At 42.2% G+C, this 14319-nt stretch carries 16 protein-coding genes; 4 read left to right on the top strand and 12 right to left on the bottom strand.

The annotated features are described in order from the left end of the window. Positions 1-81 precede the first annotated feature (81 nt). Positions 82-2436 carry an aerobic respiration two-component sensor histidine kinase ArcB gene (gene arcB / locus ACFOHL_RS06800; RefSeq protein WP_376919461.1) on the top strand — a complete coding sequence of 785 codons (2355 nt, stop codon included), beginning with the start codon at positions 82-84 and terminating at the stop codon, positions 2434-2436. Between the two features lie 77 nt (positions 2437-2513). Here the strand turns inward: arcB and mgtE are convergent, their stop codons facing one another. The 12 genes from mgtE to ACFOHL_RS06740 form a co-directional block, all read right to left on the bottom strand. Further along, positions 2514-3875, bottom strand: a complete 1362-nt coding sequence (gene mgtE / locus ACFOHL_RS06795; protein ID WP_376919460.1) for a magnesium transporter — start codon at positions 3873-3875, stop codon at positions 2514-2516. Between the two features lie 77 nt (positions 3876-3952). After that, the gene (locus tag ACFOHL_RS06790) at positions 3953-4225 is read right to left on the bottom strand and encodes an HPr family phosphocarrier protein (RefSeq protein ID WP_376919459.1); all 273 of its coding nucleotides are present in this window, start codon (positions 4223-4225) and stop codon (positions 3953-3955) included. A gap of 1 nt (position 4226) precedes the next feature. Further along, positions 4227-5096, bottom strand: a complete 870-nt coding sequence (rapZ, locus tag ACFOHL_RS06785; protein ID WP_376919458.1) for an RNase adapter RapZ — start codon at positions 5094-5096, stop codon at positions 4227-4229. A 31-nt stretch (positions 5097-5127) separates the two neighbouring features. Continuing rightward, the gene (gene ptsN, locus ACFOHL_RS06780) at positions 5128-5571 is read right to left on the bottom strand and encodes a PTS IIA-like nitrogen regulatory protein PtsN (RefSeq protein WP_376919457.1); all 444 of its coding nucleotides are present in this window, start codon (positions 5569-5571) and stop codon (positions 5128-5130) included. A gap of 7 nt (positions 5572-5578) precedes the next feature. Next, the gene (gene hpf / locus ACFOHL_RS06775) at positions 5579-5866 is read right to left on the bottom strand and encodes a ribosome hibernation promoting factor (RefSeq protein ID WP_376919456.1); all 288 of its coding nucleotides are present in this window, start codon (positions 5864-5866) and stop codon (positions 5579-5581) included. 26 nt (positions 5867-5892) lie between these two features. Next, a complete protein-coding gene (locus ACFOHL_RS06770; RefSeq protein ID WP_376919455.1) occupies positions 5893-7410 on the bottom strand; it encodes an RNA polymerase factor sigma-54 in 1518 nt (505 codons plus the stop codon). 76 nt (positions 7411-7486) lie between these two features. Further along, entirely contained in the window at positions 7487-8215 is a 729-nt protein-coding gene (gene lptB, locus ACFOHL_RS06765; protein WP_376919454.1) for an LPS export ABC transporter ATP-binding protein, read from the bottom strand. Then, positions 8212-8820 carry a lipopolysaccharide transport periplasmic protein LptA gene (lptA, locus tag ACFOHL_RS06760; protein WP_376919453.1) on the bottom strand — a complete coding sequence of 203 codons (609 nt, stop codon included), beginning with the start codon at positions 8818-8820 and terminating at the stop codon, positions 8212-8214. Before lptA ends, lptB begins: the two co-directional genes overlap by 4 nt. Further along, positions 8792-9349 (bottom strand): LPS export ABC transporter periplasmic protein LptC, encoded by a 558-nt coding sequence (lptC, locus tag ACFOHL_RS06755; RefSeq protein ID WP_376919452.1) that lies wholly within the window; start codon positions 9347-9349, stop codon positions 8792-8794. The genes lptA and lptC overlap by 29 nt, the downstream gene beginning before the upstream one ends. Positions 9350-9352: 3 nt before the next feature. Next, positions 9353-9907 (bottom strand): 3-deoxy-manno-octulosonate-8-phosphatase KdsC, encoded by a 555-nt coding sequence (gene kdsC, locus ACFOHL_RS06750; RefSeq protein ID WP_376919451.1) that lies wholly within the window; start codon positions 9905-9907, stop codon positions 9353-9355. Further along, entirely contained in the window at positions 9907-10866 is a 960-nt protein-coding gene (locus ACFOHL_RS06745) for a KpsF/GutQ family sugar-phosphate isomerase (protein WP_376919450.1), read from the bottom strand. The genes kdsC and ACFOHL_RS06745 overlap by 1 nt, the downstream gene beginning before the upstream one ends. A gap of 5 nt (positions 10867-10871) precedes the next feature. Continuing rightward, a complete protein-coding gene (locus ACFOHL_RS06740; protein ID WP_376919449.1) occupies positions 10872-11828 on the bottom strand; it encodes a calcium/sodium antiporter in 957 nt (318 codons plus the stop codon). 381 nt (positions 11829-12209) lie between these two features. On the opposite strand from ACFOHL_RS06740, the gene ACFOHL_RS06735 reads away from it, so the two are divergent. From ACFOHL_RS06735 to mlaD, 3 genes are read left to right on the top strand one after another with little or no spacing between them, the layout of a single operon-like run. Continuing rightward, positions 12210-13007 carry an ATP-binding cassette domain-containing protein gene (locus tag ACFOHL_RS06735; protein WP_376919463.1) on the top strand — a complete coding sequence of 266 codons (798 nt, stop codon included), beginning with the start codon at positions 12210-12212 and terminating at the stop codon, positions 13005-13007. Between the two features lie 3 nt (positions 13008-13010). Further along, positions 13011-13787 (top strand): lipid asymmetry maintenance ABC transporter permease subunit MlaE, encoded by a 777-nt coding sequence (mlaE, locus tag ACFOHL_RS06730; RefSeq protein WP_376919448.1) that lies wholly within the window; start codon positions 13011-13013, stop codon positions 13785-13787. 7 nt (positions 13788-13794) lie between these two features. Beyond that, positions 13795-14319 (top strand): outer membrane lipid asymmetry maintenance protein MlaD, encoded by a 525-nt coding sequence (mlaD, locus tag ACFOHL_RS06725; RefSeq protein ID WP_376919447.1) that lies wholly within the window; start codon positions 13795-13797, stop codon positions 14317-14319.

The following is a 14319-nucleotide window of genomic DNA, read 5'->3' as shown; positions in this document are numbered from 1 at the left end:
TTAATACGCGGATCTCCGATAATTTTCAGGTGCTAAAACCTGCAAGTTGAAGTGGAATGGGTATAAAAGGAGCTATTGAGCATGTTTCTAAAACAACCGCCTGAGTCCTGGGCGATTAAGTTTGCACAATTCATCGATAAGATGGGAACGGCAAAGGTGAGCATCTTGTTTGTTGTGTTCACCTTGTTTTTTACCATAGTGGGTAGTTACATAATTCGCGCGAGCCTAGGTAGCGATATCGAATTAGATGATTTTGTCAGTGCCATCGTGTTGACCTTAGTGAGCGCACCTTGGGTATTGTATTTTTTCAGTGAGTTGATCAAGCAATTAGAGCATTCTCGGATTAATTTAGAAGAGGCCGTCTCGCAACTAGAACGTCTGAGAAGGCACGACGTTATTCTTAACCGCGAACTGCAGAACAATATTCGACAGCTCAACTATGAAATTGAGCAGAGAAAAAATGCGCAATTAGAACGCGAGAAAATGTTTACTGAACTGGAACGCCAGATAAAAGAAAAATCGGAACAAGAGCTAGAGGCTCGTCGTTTGTCTACATTGACTCGCTCTATTATCGATGCTTCGCCAGATTTAATTTACTACCGGAACGAAGAAGGTAGGTTTGCTGGTTGTAACAAGGTAGCAGAGCAGCTTACCGGTAAAACGGAAGAAGAGTTGTTTGGTTTAACTCCTCACGAAGTGTATGACGAGGATCTGGCAAGCCAAGTTGTTGCTTCTGACCAACAAGTTCTTGAGAGCAATACCAGTATTACAGAAGAGTTATGGTTGCGCTTTGCGGATGGGCGTAAGCGATACTACGAAATGCGAAAGGTGCCTTTCTATGATGGTGATGGTCATAGACTTGGACTATTGGCATTTGGTCGAGATATGACAGATCGCCGCCGTTCACAACAAGCGATTGAGCAAGCAAGTAAAGATAAAACTAAGTTTATCGCCACCATTTCTCATGAGCTTAGAACACCCTTAAATGGGATTGTTGGCCTGAGTCGCATGCTGCGTGATACTGAATTATCCAGCGAGCAATTTGAATGGATCAGTACAATATATGCCAGTGCTATCACTTTGGGTAACATTTTTAACGATATTATTGACCTTGATAAGTTAGATCGAGACAAAGTCGAAATTCAATTGAAAACGGTTAATTCTGCTAACTTTATCAATGAAATTGCTTCAATAATCCGCTTACTTGCGGCTGATAAAAACTTGAACTTTGAGCACACTATTGTTGAGCCTTTACCCCTTGCTTTTGAAGCCGATGGGACACGCCTACGCCAAGTACTATGGAATATGCTGTACAACGCGGTCAAGTTTACTCAGAAAGGTATGGTAAGTTTGACCGTTTCTGCAGAACAAAGCTCAGCATCACTAGCGACAATGAAATTTACAATAAGAGACACAGGCATCGGTATACCGAAAGAAGACCTAGATAAAATTTTTGCCATGTATTACCAAGTGCAACGTGATGATTTCCAGTCCGCAACGGGTACGGGTATTGGCTTGGCCATATGCAAGCAGATGGTTGACAAGATGGGTGGCGATATCAAGGTCAATAGTGAACTTAATGTGGGAACCTGCTTTGAAATAACGCTACCAGTTACTGTTTCAGAGCAACGACGAGAGTCAGAAGAGCTTAAAGTGTCCGGACTCAATATATTGTTGGTTGAAGATATTGAGCTAAATGTCATGGTTGCAAAAGCTCTGTTGGAAAAACTGGGGCAAAAAGTCAGTGTTGCAATGACTGGTCAAGCGGCAATTGATATGGTCAAAGAGTATGATTATGATCTTATCTTACTTGATATACAGTTGCCCGATATGACCGGTTTTGATGTAGCAAGAACCTTACTTGAGGAAGATTTGGTATTACACACACCGATCGTAGCGCTCACTGCAAACGTGATCAAGACTCGCGAGGAGTATTTGCAAAACGGCATGGATGACGTAATAGCGAAACCGATAAAGAAAAGTCGAGTAATTAAAGTCTTCAATGAATTGTTTGCTGAGGACTATCTTTCTCAACAAACGCCCGTTATCGCAGATGAAGTGGCAATTAAAGAATCCGCGCCTCAAGTTATTGACTCAGAGTTGTTGACCATGTTGATTGATACCATCGGAGACACCATGGTCTTTGCTAGTTTGAATGTGTTTCAGGAAAAGATTCCGGAATACATGGAATTGTTGAAGGACTCACTGACTGCGGAGGACAAAGATGAGGTGTGCTCGCAAGCTCATAAAATAAAGGGAGCAGCTGGATCTGTTGGTCTGTCTAGGGTGCAAGCAACTGCAAATCATATTCAACAAGGTGATCATCCAGCATGGTGGGAGAATGTGCATGAATGGGTTGAGCAGCTCGAAATGGCGATAAGCCAAGATGTTGAAGTGTTGACGATTTGGTTAAAAGAGCAGCAAATAGACGATTAGTGTTTTTGCTGTCGGCGCAGTCAACTAAAATTTACTAAGAGGCACGCAATCAACCGTAGCTGCACGATTTATCTTTTTTATATTAAGAACACAGTTGCTGTGCCTAAAAATGCAAATATACCCACAACATCCGTGATTGTAGTCAAGATGACACTACCTGCTAATGCCGGATCGATTTTTAGTTTTTTCATTATTATGGGTAATGTAGCACCGGATAATCCGGCTGCAATCATATTCATCATCATAGCAAAAGCAATGACTCCACCCAGAACAAAATCCTGTTTCCATAGCGCAATCACGCTAGCAATAAGGATTGACCAAATCAGGCCATTTAAAAAGCCAATAGCTAACTCTTTTCTCACGAGCCAAAGGGAGTTACTTGTACTCACATGGCCCAAAGCCATGCCGCGTATAACCAAAGTCAAGGTTTGATTACCTGCCACCCCTCCCATGCTTGGTACTATCGTATTGAGTATGGCGAGTACGGCTAATTGACTGAGTGTGGTTTCAAAAAGATCACTGACTGCTGCGGCCAGTAAAGCGGTAATTAAATTAACACCCAGCCAAACCGATCTGCGTTTTGTACTTTGACCAACGGGGGCAAAGGTGTCCTCTTCGTCATCTAAACCTGCCATACTCATCATCGAGTGTTCGGCATCTTCACGAATAATATCTACAACGTCATCGATGGTTATTCTACCCACTAGTTTGTTTTCTTCATCAATGACGGGGGCAGAGAGCCAATTGTATCGCTCAAACATTTTCGCTACGTCGCTTTCCGCCATATCGACGTTCAGTGCTTCAGGCTCATCATCCATAATTTCATGCACGTTAACGTCTGGGTGACTGGTGAGTAGTCGAGACACTGATACTGTACCCAACAAAAGATCCTGTCGGTTGACGACATATAGCGTATCTGTGTTTTCGGGCAATTCAGCTTTTAATCGCAAGTAACGCAACACTACATCGACGCTGACGTCAGCGCGCAAAGTAATGGTGTCGGTATTCATGATGAAGCCAGCGGTATCTTCACCGTAAGAAAGTGCTTTTTCCGCACGTACTCTATCCTGCGCGTCCATTGACGCGAGAATAGATTGCAGTACATCCTCTGGCAGTGTACTGAGTGTCTCTGCCAAGTCGTCGGTATCCATATCCTCTAGCGCGTCTACGACGCTAGATGGAACCATTTTACTGATTATCCCGTTACGGACGTCTTCTGAAAGTTCTTCTAGAACATCACCATGAAAATCTGCATCGAGGAGCTGCCATAATTCTTGACGTGTTTTTGCTGGGCTAGATTCAAGTAAAAGGGCAACATCACTGGCGGGAAGTTCGAGTAACATTTTTCGAACACGCACAAAAGCACCTGCGTTAAGACGATAGGCGATAGCGTTCAGTCTTTCTTGCGTGTTGGTGATAAGTTCTGCGACTTCAGACATAGAAACCCTTTCTTTTCCCTTATCTGAGTATACCACCGAATCGGTGACAATTGTGTGAATCTTTGATTTTTAAGAATTTATTCGTCTTCGTCAAACTTATTTTCAATCAGTTTTACGACTGCATCCATGGCAGACTGTGCATCATCACCCGAGCACACGATATCAACGGTTTTACCTTGCGAGCTTTCAAGCATCATCAATGCTAATACACTGTTTGCGGGTGCTTGATTGTCATCTTGGATAAGTAGTATTTCGGCAGAATGCTGGTTAGCTAGTTGAACAAGCTTTGTCGCTGCCCTAGCATGTAAACCCAGTTTATTGACTATTGTTACCGAGCGTTCAAGCTTCATACTATTTGTTCTCAAGTTCTTGTTTGACACGTTTCAGTTCACGGTGTTTTATTTGCACGTCACCATGACTCGCTTTGAAAGCTTCTGATAAGCTTTGCGCAACAAACACTGAGCGATGCTGCCCACCAGTGCAGCCAATTGATATGGTCACATAGCTGCGGTTGTTGCGTTCTAGGTGCGGCAACCACGTTGCGATAAAATTTTGGACTTGCCAAATAAACTTCATCACTAAGGGTTGTCCAGACAAAAATACTTCAACAGGTCCGTCCAAGCCTGTTAGGGGACGAAGATCGGGATCCCAATGGGGGTTGGGTAAAAACCTCACATCAAAAACATAGTCTGAATCTTTGGGTAAGCCATATTTAAAACCAAAAGATTCGAATACAATGACCAAATCAGCCGTTTTCTTTCCTAGTACTCTCTCCCTAACTAGCTCCGCCAGTTCATGTATGGATAGCTGATCCGTATTAATTTTTAAATCGGCTTTTTCTGCGACGGGCCTTAATATTTCTTGTTCAGTTAAGATGGCATCCGTAAGTGAGTTACTCAATTTAAATAGCGGATGAAGGCGCCGAGTTTCGCTGTAGCGCTTAATTAATACGTCATCACTTGCGTCGAGGTATATTATCGTGATTTCGCAAAAATCAGGTAAATAGTCGAGTACTTCGCTCACTTCTTTCTGCGCACGAGGCAAATTTCGAACGTCAATACTGACTGCTACTTGTTCGTGTTCATCTGAAATAGCACTAACTAGTGTGGGCAGTAAATGAACAGGAATGTTGTCGACACAGTAGTATCCGAGGTCTTCGAGTGAGCGTAATGCTATTGATTTTCCTGAGCCTGATCTTCCGCTGATGATAAGTAGTTTCACTGATAACCTCTCGCTTGGATTGGGTAAGTTACTAAGCTAGCGCTGCCACAATCTCATTTTTATTTTGTGCGCGTCGAATCGCTTTCACAATTGATTTGTCACTGAGTTTTTGTGCAATTCCCGACAAGGCGCGTAAATGGGAATCTGCTTGTTCTTTGGGTACAAGTAATGCGAAAAAAATATCAACAGGTTGATTGTCTATGGCGTCAAAATCAATAGCATGGTCACTGGTAACAATGATAGCAATAACATTTGAGATACCCTCTATTCGCCCGTGAGGGATGGCAATTCCGTTTCCAATGCCGGTACTCCCCATGCGCTCTCTGCAGAGTAAGCTATTGAGCACGTCTACTTGATTGAGCGAGGGGTGCTGCTTAATAGCAATTTCGCTAATAATTTCAAAAATTTTCTTTTTGCTTTGGCATTCGACCGAACATTGCGTTCGGTCGAGCGAGATTATGTCAGAAATGATCATATTTGACTTAGTGTCGTTTTAGTTTCTCTTTATGCTTAATAACTTGTCGGTCTAACTTGTCAATCAAGCCGTCGATTGCTGCGTACATATCAGTATGCTCCGAATTTGCAAATATTTCACCTCCGCTTATGTGTAAGGTTGCTTCAGCTTTTTGGCTTAGCTTTTCCACATTCAAAATTACATGAACGTTGTTGATGTGGTCAAAGTGGCGTTCCAGCTTTTCAAACTTAGTGTCGACGTAATTACGCAGTGAATCTGTAATGTCTACGTGATGACCAGTTAAGTTAATTTGCATAATGCTAGGTCCTCTTTAGATTGAGTCTAGATAAGACTTTTACGTTGGTTGGAAGGGGGAATGTTTAACGATTCCCTATATTTTGCGATTGTTCGCCGAGCAACTTTAATTCCTTGATCGGCAAGCAATTGGGCAATCTTACTATCACTGAGGGGTTTAGCCGGTGGTTCATCGGCAATGAGCTTTTTGATAAGCGCGCGAATTGCTGTGGACGAGGCATTTTCGCCGGAGTCTGTCGCCACGTGGCTTGAGAAAAAGTACTTTAATTCAAATATCCCCCTGGGAGTATGCATATACTTCTGCGTCGTTACACGCGATATTGTTGATTCATGCATATCTACCATTTCTGCCACATCATTTAATACCATGGGTATCATTTTTTCTGGGCCTTTTTCAAAAAACTCTTTCTGTCTGGACACAATACAATGTGACACTTTGAGTAGGGTTTCATTTCTACTCTCCAGACTTTTAATAAACCACTTTGCTTCTTGTAAATGTGACTTAATAAATTGTGAATCGTTCTGATTTTTTGAAGTTTTTGCTATTTGAGCGTAGGTTTCGTTCACCGCAAGGGCTGGTAAGGCATCGTTGTTCAGTTCCACCATCCAGATACCTTTGTTTTTATATACATTGACATCTGGTACAATGTATTCAGGCTCTTTAGTTGAGATAGCGCTACCTGGTCGAGGATTCAAGGTTTTTAGTAAGCGCATCACCTCTTTTAACTGCTCTTCCTTTAACTTGGTTTTACGCATCAGAGTGCGATAATCCTTGCTCCCCAATAACTCTGCATACTCTTTAATCAAGTCTTTCGCTTCTTCTAGCCATGGCGTACCTTGAGCAAATTGCTTGAGTTGAATAAGCAGGCATTCTTGCACGTTTCTCGCACCTGAGCCGATAGGATCAAGTAATTGAATACGTTTTAGTACGCACTCTACTTCTTCGATTTCTACTTCTTCGTTGTCGAGTGACTCAACTATTTCTTCACAAGAACTTGTTAAGTACCCTGATTCATCAATCGAGTCTATAATGGCTATCGCAATACTTTTATCTACTTCTGTGAAATGGCTCATCTGTACTTGCCAAAACAAGTGATCCTGAATGGAGTCGGTCGTCTCGCCTTGAAAAACAAAATCTTCATCAGGGTTACTTCCGATCATTTTTACCGGCGCTGAGCTGGAGCCAAGATACTCGTCCCACGAACTGTCAATGGGAAGATCATTGGGTAAATCACCATTTTGAAGTGCATCGTGACTGTCTACCGCATCTTCCATACTGACAGATGTATCTGATGAGGCATTGGTTTCCCCATTGGTTTGCGTTTCTGCATTACTGCCGGTAGAACTGTCGTCACCTTTGCTATTAGTCGCATCATTTTGCTCAAAATTTGCTTCGGACAGTTCAAGGAGAGGGTTGGATTCTAGCGCCTCTTGAATTTCTTGTTGGAGGTCAAGCGTAGATAGCTGCAACAGTTTGATAGCCTGTTGAAGCTGGGGTGTCATGGTAAGTTGTTGACTAAATTTTAACTGTAACGAGGGTTTCATTACTTTCCTTTTTTTACATCTAAGCCGAAATTACATCTGGTTACAGAACAATAATTTAAAGCTACCATGCAAAGACCTACATCGAAAATTGTTCGCCAAGATACACGTCTCTAACTTCTTGGTTTGATAATACATCATCTGCACTACCTGAGGCTATTAGAGAACCATGGCTAACGATGTATGCGGTTTCACAAACGTCTAGTGTTTCTTTCACATTGTGGTCTGTGATCAGCACACCAATGCCACGATCTTTTAACTGATATATAATCTTCTTTATATCACTAACAGAAATTGGGTCAACACCTGCGAAGGGTTCATCGAGCAAAATAAATTTGGGGTTTGCTGCTAAAGCTCTCGCTATCTCTACTCTTCGCCTTTCTCCACCAGATAAACTCATGCCTAAATTATTGCGAATATGATTGATGTTGAAGTCGTCCAATAATTCGTCAGCTTGCTGTTCTCGTTGTTGGTTACTCAACTCTTTTCGCGTTTGCAATATGGCCATTAAGTTTTCAAATACAGTTAATTTTCGAAAAATAGAAGCCTCTTGTGGTAAATACCCGATACCATGCCGCGCGCGTTCGTGCATAGGCAATAATGACAGATCATTTTGGTCGATGGATATTTCCCCCTTATCGAGCTGCACAAGACCGACTATCATGTAAAAGGTAGTTGTTTTACCAGCTCCATTCGGGCCAAGCAATCCGACTATTTGCCCTGTAGACACTTCAATGCTTACATCACGTACTACTTGTCTGGATTTATACGATTTTGCGAGGTTTTTAGCACAAAGCGTACTACTCATTTTTCATTGCCTTTGTCTTCGCTATTGTCAAAATCGCCTACGCTAATGACAGTACTGACCGTTTTTTCACTGTTTCCATCTGTGCTTGCGATGATTTTTTGTTCAGTCATGTTGTATGCAATACTATCAGCGGAGACTGTAGAGTCATTTTGAGAAATTTGCGCGTTACCCGTCAGGCTGATCTCGCGTGTCGCCACGTCATATTTTATAGAACTTGCTCGCGCGGATACTAAACTACCATCTTCTAGTTTTTGTTGATATGTGGCTGCTTGACCAATAGCTGAGATGACTTCTTTGCCCTTGCCAGCAGCAGCATTCATTTCTACTCTATCAGCAGTTATTTTTAGGCTGCCCTGTAAAATCAATACCTCGTCCACAAGGACTGATGTTTTGCTTTTGCCGTTGAGCAACTGGTTTCGAGAACGAATTTTAATCGTCTGCTGAAAGTCTGTTGCAATATTGTGTTGCGTTTCCTCTGAGTCTGATTGCTCGTCAGCTTCTTGCGCGACTGCGGCGGTAAAAACAGCGAAAAGTAAGGCAGAAAGGGCTACCTTACTAGTTGTTTTTATGCAGTATCTATTGCGGAAAATACTGGCTTTGAACATGTTGCTTTAACTCGTATTGTTGTGTGGCTAAATTACCTTGGATACCAATGCTTTTCACTGAGTAATTGTCACCGAAAATTTCTACTTCTTGATCCGAAAATAAGGTCTTTTGGTCGAGGTTTATTTCTATGTACTCTGTTTGTATCTGCTTGACGAATTCAGTGGTATTTAAGTTGATAATTTTTACATTGTGTTCTAATTGAATTCTACTGCTGCCGTATAATGTGCCTTCTTCAGCGGTAATACGCCAAGGTTCGCCAGATTCAAGAAACACAGTATATACCGGATTGTCAAAAACCATAAACCCTAGTTGCTGATAATGCTCCATTTTGTCAGCAGACACTTGATGACTGAGTAATCCTTCGTCATCATAAAGCTTACTGTCCAAATTAATAGCTTCATACGTTGGGGTCATCGACAACTCACTGTCAGTTTGACTGGGGGGCTGTTCGTCATCGTATATAATGAACAAGTAAAGACCTAAGACGACAGAGAAAACGAAAGCGACACTCCAACCGACTCTATTCATAGGCTATACGCTCGCACTGTGTTGCTTGTATAAGGCTCCGCGAGCCATTAATATCAAATCGCAAAACTCTCTCACTGCGCCACGACCGCCTGCAAGCGAGGTAACAAAATCTGCTTGACCCAATATATAAGGATGGGCATCGTTGACAGCAACTTTTATCCCACTGTTGTCAAATAGCCCAATATCGGGCATATCATCACCGATACTTGCAACGGATGATTTTGTGCAATTTAATTCGGTCATAATAGCTCTGATGGCTTGGCTTTTATTTTCCTGCCCTTGTACTATGTAATTGACGTTTAGAGAGCGCATTCGCTGTTCAACGATATTTGACTGTCGACCCGTGATAACGGCAACTTTGACACCTTCACTTATCACTGCTTTGATACCATAACCATCTTTGGTATTGAATGCTTTTAGCTCTTCACCGCTATTGCCCATGAATACATAGCCGTCTGACAATACACCGTCGACATCAAGTACCAAGAGTTTTAAATCTTTACAGGCTGTTAAAATATGTGAAGGCACTTTTCCATATAATGTGTCGACTGTATTCATTAGATAACGCCTGTTTGTAAAAGCATGTGCATATTTAATGCGCCAACAGGTTTACCTACTTCATTGGTTACTATTAGAGCATTGACTCGTTTTTCTTGCATCATGTTCACTGCGTCCATGGCAAGTGCACTAGCGGGAATAGTGTAGCCAGGAGTTGTCATTACATCTTCAACGGCAACGGTATGCAAATCTACTTGTTTATCGAGAGTCCTGCGTAAATCGCCGTCAGTAAATACACCTATCATCACATCATCTTTTACTATTGATGTTAAGCCTAGGCCTTTTGATGATATTTCGAATAAGGCTGTTGAGAGCACATCATCGTACTGCGACACAGGTACTGCTGCACCCGTTACCATGACATCGGCTACGGAGAGCAACAAGCGTTTTCCTAACGAGCCTCCTGGGTGAGAAAAGGCAAAGTCTTCTTGTGTAAAACCTTTAGATTCAAGCAATGCGATTGCTAACGCATCGCCTAACACAAGTGTTGCTGTGGTACTGGTTGTCGGCGCTAAACCAAGTGAACAGGCTTCATTCTTAATGTTTAAATCCAAACTAATATCCGCAAATTTAGCTAGGTTGCTATGCTTATTATTGGTAATAGCCAGTATCGGGATTTTTAATCGCTTTATAGATGGCAGTATGTTGAGAAGCTCAGAGGTTTCACCACTGCTTGAAATCGCGACTACTACATCCTCAGTGCCAAGCATGCCTAAATCACCATGATTTGCTTCAGCTGGGTGCATAAAAAATGAGGGCGTGCCCGTGCTTGCCAATGTCGCGGCAATTTTATTGCCGATATGCCCCGACTTTCCCATACCGGTCACCACGACTTTGCCTTTGCATCTTTGTAGTAAGGTACATGCTTCTGAAAAGTCTTCATTTAGAGACTGACTCAATTCGATAAGGGCATTTACTTGGTTTTCAAAGGTACGCCTTGCGGATTCTAGATAGCTCATTGTTCTCACATGAATAAGAAGTATTGGTAAGCGAGAAAGCTAATAACAAAAATGCTACCTTCGATTCTTGATATTCGCCTTGAACCGCGAATATTGAAGCAAAAAATGAATAGCAGCACAGTTAAACCCAGCATGATCATGGAGTCTCTACTTGAAGCTGAGCCGTCAATTTCCGAAGGCATTATCAAACCAGGCATGGCTAATACAGCTAACAGGTTAAATATGTTTGAGCCGATAATGTTACCAAGTGCTAAGTCGTCTTCTCCTTTTAGTACTCCGGCTATACTGGCAGCCAACTCCGGTAAGCTAGTACCTATGGCAATAATTGTTAGACCAATCACCAAATCACTAATCCCAAAATATTTTGCGATAAAAACGGCAGAGTCGACGAGAAAGTTAGCACTTAAGGGGAGAAGTATCAGTCCGACTACCACCCAAAAAACCGCTGCTTGGGTACTAACGCCACTCGGTACTTCGTCTTCAGTTTCAGCTATGAGCGGATCGCCTTTGTCCACTTTAAATGATAGCAGTGCCATCCCAGCGATGACTAAAACGAACAAGGTGATAAGTACAATGCCTTCGATTCGAGAAAGGTAGCTATCATCAATAAAGTAAACGGCCAACAATGAAATAAGCAAGAGAACAGGTAATTCTCTTTTTAAGGTAGTGGATGATACAAGTAAAGGTTTAATAATAGCTGTGAAGCCCAATACTAAAGCAATGTTCGTGATATTGGAGCCGAGGGCGTTACCTACTGCCGTATCTGTTTTACCCGCTAACGAAGCTGTCGCGCTGACTACAATTTCTGGCGCTGAAGAGCCCATTGCAACAATAGTTAGGCCAATAAGCATAGGTGAAACACCTATATTCTTTGCCAGCGCAGAAGCACCATAAACAAATCTATCAGCACTCCAACTTAGTACTAATAACCCAATAAAGAAAATGACAAGATTTGTTATCACGTTTTTTGACTATTTTAAGTATGACTTACCAATTACGTCTAAATATGTTCTAACTAGTAGAAATTCAAGTTAGACAAGCACTTCTTTGAGCTTAACACAAGTTTTGCTGTTGTGATGTCGTTTTTCCGTGCTTTTATAAATGAACGCTTTTTTTGTAAACAAATCGCAATAATTTGGAATTTATGAAGCAATTCTCGAAAAGGCACTTTTACTTACGTAAAAAAATGCAGCCTTTTCTTACAATTTTTAACACTAAATTTCGGTCTATGTACTTGAAATAGGCTAGAATGAATCCATAAACAGCAGCCTATATGAAAAACCGGCCTGTAATTACCTGTAAAGTTACAAACCATTTCCCCGAAGGAACGTGTGCTAAATATTATGACCAACAACCTTATTTCTGTTGAAAATATGACTTTTAACCGTGGAGAACGTGTCATTTATGACAATGTTTCTTTAAAAGTCCAAAGGGGAAAAATTACAGCGATCATGGGGCCTAGTGGTATTGGAAAAACCACCTTATTAAAGTTGATAGGGGGGCAGTTGGCTCCAGACAGCGGGCGTGTTGAGTTTATGGGGCAGGATGTGCACGCGATCAAGCGCTCTGAACTCTACAATTTAAGGCGCAAAATGGGGATGTTGTTTCAAAGTGGCGCGCTCTTCACCAATATGTCTGTGTTCGACAACGTTGCCTTTCCGTTGAGGGAGCACACGCAAATGAGTGAAGCTTTGATCAAAACAGTTGTGTTGCTAAAGCTTGAGGCGGTTGGCTTACGAGGGGCAAGTCAACTTATGCCCAGTGAATTATCTGGTGGAATGGCGCGAAGAGCGGCACTTGCGCGTGCAATAGCACTCGATCCCGAGTTAATCATGTACGATGAGCCTTTTGCGGGACAGGATCCCATTTCCCTCGGCGTCTTATTAGAACTAATTAAATCGCTTAGTAACGCCCTAAAGCTCACAAGTATAGTCGTCACGCATGATGTAACAGAAGTGCTGTCTATTGCTGATTATGTATACATATTGGCAAACAAAACCATCATTGGAGAAGGTACACCTTCACAAATTCAGCAATCTGAGTCAGAACTTGTGCAGCAGTTTTTGGGAGGGAAAGCACATGGCCCTGTACCATTCCATTTTGCGGCTAAAGAATTAAGCGCAGAGTTTTTAGGAAGATAAATAGTGGAAATAATTCAGAAACTGGGGCGGAATACGATCGAAGTATGCGCTTCTGTAGGCAATGCAAGCTTAATGTTGTTTGGTGCGTTAGTAGCCTTACCGAAATGGAAAAACCTGCGTCTAACCATTGAGCAAATGTATGTTGTCGGTGTGCAATCTTTGCTTATCATCATGGTATCAGGTTTGTTTATCGGCATGGTTATGGCTTTGCAAGGCTACACGATATTGGTGAACTACGGTGCCGAAGGCAGTTTGGGGCCAATGGTGGCATTGTCAATACTGCGCGAGTTGGGGCCAGTGGTCACCGCTTTGTTGTTTGCTGGGCGTGCAGGCTCTGCATTGACGGCAGAAATAGGCTTAATGAAAGCGACAGAGCAGCTCAGTAGCTTAGAAATGATGGCGGTTGATCCACTTCGGCGCGTTATATCACCTCGCTTTTGGGCTGGCGTAATAAGTATGCCAATGCTCGCTCTCATATTTTCTGCGATTGGGATATTAGGTGGCCATTTAGTGGGTGTAGATTGGCTTGGCGTCGATGCAGGTAGTTACTGGTCTATTATGCAATCGACTGTTGAGTGGAAAGAAGACGTCGTGAATGGGGTGATTAAAGCCTTTGTTTTTGCTCTAGTCGTGGTTTGGATAGCACTTTACAAAGGGTATTCTTGCTTGCCGACTTCAGAGGGCATTAGCAAGGCGACCACAGAAACGGTCGTGTATTCGTCCCTAGCGATTTTAGGATTGGATTTTATATTAACAGCATTAATGTTTGGAATAAGTTAGAGACACTATGACCAATAGAAAAAATGAATTACTCGTCGGTTTTTTTGTACTATTAGCCATCGCTGCCGCCTTGTTATTGGCACTTAGAGTGGCTAACCAAGGCATGGCCGGAAATGGCGACACCTACCAGCTGACCGCGCGATTCGATAATATAGGTGGGTTGAAGTCTCGTTCATCCGTCAAGGTGGGTGGGGTTGTTGTGGGTAGAGTGTCAGATATCTATTTACATGAACAGGACCTTATACCTGTAGTGGTAATGGATATTTCTTCAGAATATGAACTAACTTTTCCCGATACAAGTACATTATCTATCTTGACTTCTGGACTTTTGGGTGAACAGTTTATTGGATTGCAGCCAGGATTTATTTTCCCAGAAGATATGGAAATGATTGAAGAAGACAAGGTCTGTGAAACCTCGCCTTACAGCGAGTGCCCATACTTGACCGATGGAGAAGAGGTGTTGGATACAAAATCAGCCTTAGTCTTAGAAGATCTAATTGGACAGTTTTTATTTAATCAAGGAAACGAATAA

This window comes from Agaribacter flavus (genome assembly GCF_042646125.1).
Lineage (GTDB): Bacteria > Pseudomonadota > Gammaproteobacteria > Enterobacterales > Alteromonadaceae > Glaciecola > Glaciecola flavus.
The sequence above is the reverse complement of the archived record's forward strand: the minus strand, read 5'-3'. Positions and strand labels throughout refer to the sequence as shown.

Bases quoted from the DNA above. Each gene is read 5' to 3' on its own strand.
- arcB (WP_376919461.1), top strand. From the start codon at position 82: ATGTTTCTAAAACAACCGCCTGAGTCCTGGGCGATTAAGTTTGCACAA.
- mgtE (WP_376919460.1), bottom strand. From the start codon at position 3,875: ATGTCTGAAGTCGCAGAACTTATCACCAACACGCAAGAAAGACTGAAC.
- ACFOHL_RS06790 (WP_376919459.1), bottom strand. From the start codon at position 4,225: ATGAAGCTTGAACGCTCGGTAACAATAGTCAATAAACTGGGTTTACAT.
- ptsN (WP_376919457.1), bottom strand. From the start codon at position 5,571: ATGATCATTTCTGACATAATCTCGCTCGACCGAACGCAATGTTCGGTC.
- hpf (WP_376919456.1), bottom strand. From the start codon at position 5,866: ATGCAAATTAACTTAACTGGTCATCACGTAGACATTACAGATTCACTG.
- ACFOHL_RS06770 (WP_376919455.1), bottom strand. From the start codon at position 7,410: ATGAAACCCTCGTTACAGTTAAAATTTAGTCAACAACTTACCATGACA.
- lptB (WP_376919454.1), bottom strand. From the start codon at position 8,215: ATGAGTAGTACGCTTTGTGCTAAAAACCTCGCAAAATCGTATAAATCC.
- lptA (WP_376919453.1), bottom strand. From the start codon at position 8,820: ATGTTCAAAGCCAGTATTTTCCGCAATAGATACTGCATAAAAACAACT.
- lptC (WP_376919452.1), bottom strand. From the start codon at position 9,349: ATGAATAGAGTCGGTTGGAGTGTCGCTTTCGTTTTCTCTGTCGTCTTA.
- kdsC (WP_376919451.1), bottom strand. From the start codon at position 9,907: ATGAATACAGTCGACACATTATATGGAAAAGTGCCTTCACATATTTTA.
- ACFOHL_RS06745 (WP_376919450.1), bottom strand. From the start codon at position 10,866: ATGAGCTATCTAGAATCCGCAAGGCGTACCTTTGAAAACCAAGTAAAT.
- ACFOHL_RS06735 (WP_376919463.1), top strand. From the start codon at position 12,210: ATGACCAACAACCTTATTTCTGTTGAAAATATGACTTTTAACCGTGGA.
- mlaD (WP_376919447.1), top strand. From the start codon at position 13,795: ATGACCAATAGAAAAAATGAATTACTCGTCGGTTTTTTTGTACTATTA.